Raw genomic sequence first — 1,289 nt, forward strand, 5'->3', positions numbered from 1 at the left:
ATGACTCAACTGTTCGGGTATTGACTAAGTCCAAGCCTACTGACCCTTTGAGAAAGGCGAATCGGCGTTCAATGGCCCCGCGTCGATTCTCTGCGTCCGTATCCTGGCAGCGTTTCTTGGCATCAATGTGTTTGGACTTTGCGCCAAGTTTAGGTCCACACAGGGTGATGCCTAGGTCCTTACACAACTTTCGATTGTCGCGGTTGCGATAAAGCGTGTCTGCCAACACCTCATCTGGGTAATGGCCATGCAAGTCGAAGTAATGATCCAAGGTCGCTTCAAAGTCTTTACTCTCATTGAAAGCCCTGAATTCGAAACGCTCAATATCAACGATGCCCTCACTTAACGATGCGTCAATCTTGGCCCCAAACTCAACTTTGGCTTTCGCCTTACCACGCTGGATCGGTCGAATATAAGGCTGTTGGAGACTAACAATCCGGTCTGCGACATGGTGAATCTTGTGTTCAAACATATACCATTGTTGGTCAAACAAGATTCGGATGACACCCAAGCGTACTGCTTGTTTGGCGGTTAAGATTGCCCCTGCATCAATGAATTCATTGATGTAGCGCAAGTCGCGACGGACGTATTGAAGTTGCGCTTTAACTTGCTTGTGAACGGATTGCTTTTGGCTCTTTGGATGGCGTGAGAAAGCCGTCCAAACTTGTTTGGCTTCACGCTTATACATGCGTGGATTAGGGACATTCAGTTGATGCGCCATGTCAATGGCCATGTCTTCAAGATTCTTGCGGGCTTGATTGAGCAGCGAGGTATCTTGGGGATAGCGGATCTTCACCGGAATCGCTGTGGCATCCGTGATCATCACGTCAACCTTGAATGGCACCAAGGCTTCGATCTTGGCACGAAGCCAATCATTGATAATGTTTCTGACCAGTTCAGAGATATCCGCAATCCGTTTACGGAAGGTACACAAGCTGGTGTATGCGAAGGGCTTCTCTGCACGATATTCCGAGAGCCCGATGAAATACTGATAAGCCGGCGTATCTCGAATTGCGTCGACCACACCGCGATCGGTTAGTTTCATTCGATTCTGAATCAGTCCAGCGCCATAAAGCATCCGAAATGGTTTAGCCGCGCGCCCAGTACTTTTCTTGGAAAACTCCAATTGGTATGCCTCATCGAGTTCTTTCCACGGAAAAATATCGGCTAAGCGCACCCACTCATTATTTGGACTGAGCGGTGTACTCAGACCGCAACCAAAGGATTCAAAAGAGAGTTGGTGGGGACTTTGACGATAAACCATGGATAAAACCTCCGAGTGAATTTCA

General features: G+C 48.2%; 1 protein-coding gene. It reads right to left on the minus strand.

What is annotated here, in order from left to right; all coding sequences use genetic code 11:
* Positions 1-1,264 (minus strand): IS5 family transposase (locus tag ACKTSG_RS14275; RefSeq protein WP_407895689.1); only part of this gene is annotated, 1,264 nt, incomplete at its 3' end.
* Between the last annotated feature and the right edge of the window lie 25 nt (positions 1,265-1,289).

It is taken from the genome of Lacticaseibacillus salsurae (assembly GCF_045862175.1).
Classification (GTDB): domain Bacteria; phylum Bacillota; class Bacilli; order Lactobacillales; family Lactobacillaceae; genus Lacticaseibacillus; species Lacticaseibacillus salsurae.